The organism is Dolichospermum sp. LEGE 00246, assembly GCF_015207865.1.
In the GTDB taxonomy this organism is placed as follows: domain Bacteria; phylum Cyanobacteriota; class Cyanobacteriia; order Cyanobacteriales; family Nostocaceae; genus Dolichospermum; species Dolichospermum heterosporum.
In genome coordinates this window covers 1-6909 of record NZ_JADEWA010000292.1, presented here as the reverse complement: position 1 = coordinate 6909, position 6909 = coordinate 1, and the positions used below count along the sequence as shown (strand labels likewise).

Annotated in this window: 6 protein-coding genes; 2 read left to right on the top strand and 4 right to left on the bottom strand. The window is 41.0% G+C overall.

Annotation, left to right across the window (positions count from 1 at the left end):
• Window positions 1–320: 320 nt before the first annotated feature.
• From ftsY to murG, 4 genes are all read right to left on the bottom strand, one after another.
• Window positions 321–1790 (bottom strand): signal recognition particle-docking protein FtsY, encoded by a 1470-nt coding sequence (ftsY, locus tag IQ228_RS17635; protein WP_193963762.1) that lies wholly within the window; start codon window positions 1788–1790, stop codon window positions 321–323.
• Window positions 1791–1992: 202 nt separating this feature from the next.
• Complete coding sequence (nusB, locus tag IQ228_RS17630) at window positions 1993–2634, bottom strand: transcription antitermination factor NusB (protein WP_027403721.1); 642 nt, start codon at window positions 2632–2634, stop codon at window positions 1993–1995.
• Window positions 2635–2701: 67 nt separating this feature from the next.
• Window positions 2702–3487 carry a DUF502 domain-containing protein gene (locus tag IQ228_RS17625; RefSeq protein WP_027403720.1) on the bottom strand — a complete coding sequence of 262 codons (786 nt, stop codon included), beginning with the start codon at window positions 3485–3487 and terminating at the stop codon, window positions 2702–2704.
• A gap of 408 nt (window positions 3488–3895) precedes the next feature.
• Window positions 3896–4969: an undecaprenyldiphospho-muramoylpentapeptide beta-N-acetylglucosaminyltransferase gene (murG, locus tag IQ228_RS17620; RefSeq protein WP_193963761.1), complete on the bottom strand. Its 1074-nt coding sequence runs from the start codon at window positions 4967–4969 to the stop codon at window positions 3896–3898.
• 85 nt (window positions 4970–5054) lie between these two features.
• Between murG and IQ228_RS17615 the strand changes: the two genes are divergently transcribed.
• On the top strand, window positions 5055–5867 hold the full coding sequence (locus tag IQ228_RS17615) for a nuclear transport factor 2 family protein (protein ID WP_193963760.1): 813 nt from the start codon (window positions 5055–5057) through the stop codon (window positions 5865–5867).
• An 87-nt stretch (window positions 5868–5954) separates the two neighbouring features.
• Window positions 5955–6716 (top strand): SDR family oxidoreductase, encoded by a 762-nt coding sequence (locus IQ228_RS17610; RefSeq protein WP_039201927.1) that lies wholly within the window; start codon window positions 5955–5957, stop codon window positions 6714–6716.
• Window positions 6717–6909: the final 193 nt, after the last annotated feature.

Below are 6909 nucleotides of genomic sequence, written 5' to 3'. Positions count from 1 at the left end.
GTTAGATGTGTATAAGAGACAGGGGTAGGGGAGGGAAGAACAGAAGTTTTTTCTGATCATTACCCGTCAAAATAAATTTGACGAACTACTAGTTGAGAGTTTAAAAATGCCAACTTGGCTACTGAGATAAAAAGACCCCTGCTAGAGTATTTAAGTAGTTGACCTGTGGGCTTTTAGGTTCTTAGTTTGAGATGCTGACAAGGCTATTTTGTGATCAGTTTAAAGATTGCCTACTCCAACTGATCACAACATTGCTATTGTTCTCAATCGTTCCTAAAACTCTTTATACCTCAGAAGTTTTACTTCTGGGGTTTTTGTTATCAGCCGCTTAGTAATGCTTCTACAAATTCGTAACTAGAAAATGGACGCAAATCTTCAATTCCTTCACCAGCGCCTATAAAACGGATAGGTAAGCCTAATTGCTGGACGACAGCGATCGCTACACCTCCTTTACCTGTTCCGTCTAATTTAGTTAAAACAACGCCACTGAGTTGTGCTGCTTGGGAAAATACTTCAGCTTGTCGCAGTCCATTTTGTCCCAAGGTGGAATCGAGAACTAACAGGGATTCAACGCGGGCATTAGGGGCTTTTTTATCTATGATTTTGCGGATTTTGCTGAGTTCGTCCATGAGGTTTTTCTTGTTTTGCAGTCTCCCAGCGGTATCTATTAATAGTAGTTCGGTTTCTCTTGATTGGGCGGCGGCGATCGCATCAAATACCACTGCTGCTGGATCTGTGTTTTTCCCAGGATTGGCGATAACTTCTACACCGCTTCTATTTCCCCAAACTTTGACTTGTTCCACAGCCGCCGCCCGAAATGTATCTGCCGCCCCAATCAGGCATTTATAACCAGATTTTTGGGCTAGGTGAGAAATTTTACCGATGGTGGTAGTTTTTCCCGCGCCATTGACTCCGGTAATTAACCAAATTGTGAGTTGATCTTTTTCCGGTGCAAAGCTGGGTTTATCTTGGTTTTGCAGGGGTGCATCTAGCATACCTCTGAGAATTTCTTTCAGATAAGCGATCGCTTGTTCCGGTGGAGTAACTTCCGCAAGTATTTTTTTCTGGAGCGCAGCAATAATATAGTCCGTTGCCTCTACACCCACATCTGCCTGTAGAAGTAATGATTCAATTTCATTTACAGCCGCTTGATTAAGAGGTCCTTGACCAACAATTGCTTTGAGTTGGTTGAGAATATTCCGTCGGGTTTTATCTAAACCTTGGCGCAGTTTTTTCAACCAAGTAATTTCTTCTAGAGAAATATCTTCGGCTTTTCTCCCTTGGGCGGCTAAAACCTTGGCTGACCACTTAAACCCATCATCAAACACCAGTTCTGGAATCTCGACTTCTGTTTCTGTTGGGTTTGTCAGTGTTTCTGGAATCTCTGTTTCTATCGCACTAGCAATTAATTTCTCCTGTTTAGCTTCTCTTTCAGCCGCAGCCCGTTCTAAAAAAGATAAATTAGCTGTTTCTAATTCACTGACAACATCCTCAGTAATTTCTGCTGTATTTGTGGCGATTTCTATCGGTGCAGTTTCTTCTTCTGCTTCAGTTTCTACTATTTCTTCAGTAATAGTATTTTCTTCAACAGCTACAGGTGATTCTGGTTCTATTTGTTGTTTTTCTTGAATATTTTTATAAGCAGCTTTAGCAAAAGCCAACAAATCCGCCGTATCTAGTTCGGTTGTTTCTGTTTCAGTTGCTTCTACTGCGGGTGTTTCCTCCTGATTTTGAGTTTCAGGAGTATCAGCAGATTCATTATTCGGACGACGAAACCAATTAAAAGCCATTGTAGTTTAATTAGAGGAGTTTAGGAGTATGGCTAACGCCACGCTATGCCTTCGGCACACTACGTGAACGCTATCAGGAGGTAGGGGCGCAAGCCCTGCGCCCATTCAGGAGTACGGCTAACGCCACGCCGCGCCATCAGGAGTTCAGGTGTTAAGAAAGAAGAATAAGGAATAAAGGTCTTACTAATGACTAATGACCAATTCAAACAGGTTGTTTTTGTTCGCTAACTCGGCGGAGAACACCATTAATAAAACGATGTCCGTCTTCTCCACTGTACCGTTTGGCTAGTTCTACAGCTTCATTAATAGCAATGCTGTCGGGGACTTTCATAAACTTTATTTCTGCGGTGGCTATTTGCAGGATATCTCTATCAATTTGGGCTAGACGGGTAACTTGCCAATCTACTAAAGCATGAGAAATATATTCTTCGATAGCTTGATGATTTTCACTAACGGTAATAATAATAGCTTTAGCGTAATTACGAACTTCCTTATCTTGATTAGCTAACTGAATTAATTCAGGAAAATCAACGGATGTACCTAATTGATTGATAGCTATTTGGGTATAGGAAATTGCCTCTTTCAACATAGTTCTAGCCGTATTTAAGTCAGCGGCTCTCGTTTCGCTAGTTAATAGGCGATCATTACTCCGTTGTAGTTCGCCTGCGGCATTGTTCAATGTGTCCTGTACCTCTAATGTGAGGGTACGGACTGCCCCTAAAACTAACTTAGAGACTAATTGCTCGTCTGATAGGGTTTCCAGTTTCTTGGGGTTAATTGGTAATTGGCTAAGGCTTAACAGAGCCAATTCGCGGGCTATTTGTTGGGGTTTACGACGTTGCATACAGTTGGGATGATGAAAAATATATGAGTTCTAGCACAGATGAACAATTAGCTTATCTATTTTTTGTTCACTTTGCTAGGTTGGTATCGAGTTGAGTTTCTATTTCGGGAATTTCCCGCTGTTGTATTTCTAAAGATGATCCTGCTGACAGTGGAGAAAGCTCTAGTGATTGAATATTAGGGGCGACTATACCACCTGACACAACTATCTTAAAAGCATCCTCTACAGATATAGAGAGATTAAGTACATCCTCCTCTGGTACTACTGCATACCATCCTGTGGTCGGATTAGGGGTAGTAGGAATAAATAGACTGATGACGGGACGGGATATTTGACTTTGGATTTCATTGCTAATTGCGCCGGTGACAAATGCGATCGCCCAAATGCCCGGACGAGGGTATTCTACTAAAACTACCCGCCGAAATTTACCATTAGAATCTTTTAGGAGAGTTTCCAAGAGTTGCTTAAGAGTTTTATATACCTGTCCTGCCAGAGGAATCGCTTGTAATAACCGTTCACCAAAATCTAATAACCATCGCCCAGCAATATTTCTAGCCATTAAACCGATAGCCAGAATACTTAATAATGGCACGGCTAATCCTACCAGTAAATTAAGTATATTCACTAATATCGGATTTAAGCCATCAAAGGGATTAAGTTGTTTAGGAACTTGGGTGAGAAAGTTAATTACCCAGGTAGCTATGGTAATTGTTAACCAGATTGTAGTTGCCAGGGGAATTACCACCAGCAAACCAGCAATCAGGTCATTTTTGAAGTCTTGTTTCCACCGTTCCATTCCCAAACCCCGATTCTCCTTCTTTAGCTTCGTCAAACTGTTGTGATTATTTTCCATTTCAGCAAATTAGTCACATTGGGAATATCAGCAACTGATGACAACAGGCTTTTATCATGGTGAGAAAATGCCCTTTGTCCTCTTCTCTCATCATAAAAGTCAAACTATCGCTACAAAAGTTCGCAATTTTCCTAGTTCAATGTAAATATAGCCATTAATCCACCGTTATGGCGGCTGGTAAATCTTTTAGAGTGTTACTTACAGATTAATGAGGTACAGAATCTAAATTCAAAGCCAGACAGCAAACCAGTTTTACTCCTGACTCCTGACTCGGTGACTCCTGACTCCTGCTGTATCTTTGTAATACTTGTAAACGATTGTTGCAAATCTGAGAGATATTATCTATCCTACCGCGCCATATCACCAAATGCTCACAATTTAGCCATGACTATTTTAAGTTAATGATAATTAATTTTCGATCGCCTCTCTCACCAAAGTCGCCAATTTATCTGCACTATTAGGAACAGCGATCGATGCAGCTTTCTCTCCCATTTTCCCTAATTCCGTCGGAGACTGCAACAAATTCAATACCTGAGTTGTAAATATTTCTGAAGTTAAATCCGACTGTTTAAAGGACAAAGCCGCACCAGCTTGAGTAAATACTGCCGCATTATAAGATTGATGATCTTCCGCCGCAAAGGGATAGGGAATCAAAATTGCTGGAGTACCGCAAACTGCCAATTCTGTCAAGCTACCCGCACCAGAACGACTAATAGCTAAATTAGCTCTTCGCAACAAAGCCGCCATATTATCATAAAAAGCCAAGGCGATATATTGAGGATGTTGAAGACTATTAATATCGGGATCATTATCACCCGTTAAATGGACAATATAAGCACCGGCTTGAAACAAAGCGTCCGCAGACTGTCGGACTAATTTATTGACAGCTACAGCCCCCTGACTACCACCAAACACCACAATTAGAGGCACACCATCAGGAATAGGTAAATCTAAAGTGTTATTAACAGACTCATCTAAAAACTGAGAACGAACAGGAGTACCCACATAGACAGTTTTTGTCCCAGGTAAATATTGAGTAGTTACATCAAATCCTATGGCCACTGCCTTACACCAAGGACCAAAAAATCGGGTAACTTTGCCCGGTAAAGCATTGGATTCATGAAAAACCACAGGTAAACCCAAAGAACGCGCTGCAATCACCGCGGGACCGGCAATATAACCCCCTGTGGTGAAAACTCCTTGGAACTTTCCTTGTTGCAAAATCCGTCTAACTTTAAGAATCGAACTGATTAATTTCCACAAGGTGCGGACAGAACCAAGACTCAAACCTTGCTGAAACCCTTCAACAGCAACCGTATTTAAAGGATATATCTTGGGAACTAACTGAGTTTCTAGCCGATTTGGCACACCCAGCCATTCAATATTGTATTCTGGCAGTTTTTCAGCCAATGCGATCGCCGGAAACAAGTGTCCACCTGTCCCACTAGCTGCTATGAGTAATCTAATTGATGGATTTACCATTCCCGACTATACCATTTATCTCCCAGTTTCATTAAGATAAAACAAATTCCTGATCTTGTATCATCAAATCACTAAAATCTTCCCTATGACTAAAATTATCTCCTTATTAATGAAACGTAACAAAACATTGATCACGAGTATTTCCCTAATTTCCAGTGTACTAGCAATTGGTTTATCCAGCACCTGGCAATTGGCACAAGCTGGTCAACCCGGAAATGCCCCTGCTACACTCACTAACCTATTAACACAAATTAATAATGCTGCTAATCAAGGTAATGTGAACGGTGTCATGGAATTTTATAGCCCTACATTTACTCATGGTGACGGTTTGAATCGCAAAGCAATGGAACAAGCCTTAACAGGACTTTGGAAACGATATCCCAAATTACGTTACACAACCAAGCTAGAATCTTGGAAATCGGAAGGCAATACAATTATTGCGGATACTGTCACCACAATTAGCGGGTTACCAGCATCAGGTAATAATAATTTAACTCTGCAATCTACAATTAAATCGCGGCAAAAAGTCGCAGGTGCAAAAATCGTTCAGCAAGATATTCTATCAGAACGGACTCAACTAACCGCTGGCAGTAAACCACCCCAAGTAGAAATTAAATTACCACAACAGGTAAAAGTTGGGGAAAAATATAGTTTTGATGCCATTGTCCAAGAACCATTAGGTGAAGATTTTCTCTTGGGAACAGCCATAGAAGAACCCATTCAAAGCAGCAAACTCCTCAACCCCACAATTGCAAATTTAGAATTTCTCAATTCTGGTGGACTCTTCAAAATAGGACGCGCACCCTCTACCCCCGGACCTCAATGGATTTCCGCTGTAATTCGCCGAGGTGAAGATATGACTATTATTACTCAACGGTTACAGGTGGTTAAGAAGTAGGGGATTGGGGACTGGGTAATAACTATTTTAACTGTTGGGTGCATTTAACTTTTGGGCGCAGGGCCTGCGCCCCTACTGGACTTTTCTATGCAAAACCAAATTGTTTTGATTACTGGTGCAAGTAGTGGTATTGGTGCTGCTTGTGCCAAGATTTTTGCTAATGCTGGTGCAAAACTGATTTTAGCCGCACGACGGTGGGAACGGTTACAGCAATTAGCCAATTCGTTAGATATTCCATCTGAGAAAATCCATTTATTAAAACTTGATGTGTGCGATCGCTTGGCGGTAGAATCAGCCATTGCTAACTTACCCTCATCTTGGAAAAATATTGATATTCTCATTAACAATGCCGGTTTAAGTCGCGGTTTAAGTAAATTGCAAGAAGGCGACTTTCAAGACTGGGAAGAAATGATTGATACTAATATCAAAGGTTTACTTTACCTCACCCGTTATGTTGTACCGGGTATGGTAGAACGGAATCATGGTCATGTTATCAATATTGGTTCTATCGCCGGACATCAAACCTATCCTGGGGGTAATGTTTATTGTGGGACAAAAGCCGCCGTTAAAGCCATTTCTGAAGGCTTAAAACAAGACCTTTTAGGAACTCCCGTGCGAGTGACATCTGTAGATCCTGGTATGGTAGAAACAGAATTTAGTCAAGTCCGGTTTCATGGTGATACAGAACGGGCGAAAAAGGTGTATGCAGGTGTTAACCCCCTAACTCCTGATGATGTAGCTGATGTGATCTTTTTCTGTGCCACTAGAGCCAGTCACGTTAATATTAACGAAGTCATACTTATGCCAGTTGACCAAGCCAGTGCTACCTTAGTAAATCGGCAGCTTTGAACTCAATCCTCATTCCCAGTCGGAGTCTAGAACTGTAAAAATCAAAATCCCACAGATTCTTCACTCCTGCCCTTTGCCTCTTGCCATAACGACAATTTTCAATGCCAACCTACTTAAGTAAATTAAAAAGAAATAGGGTAATTTTTTGTATAATTACGAATTTAAAAACTTAAAAATTTAATTACTTCATATC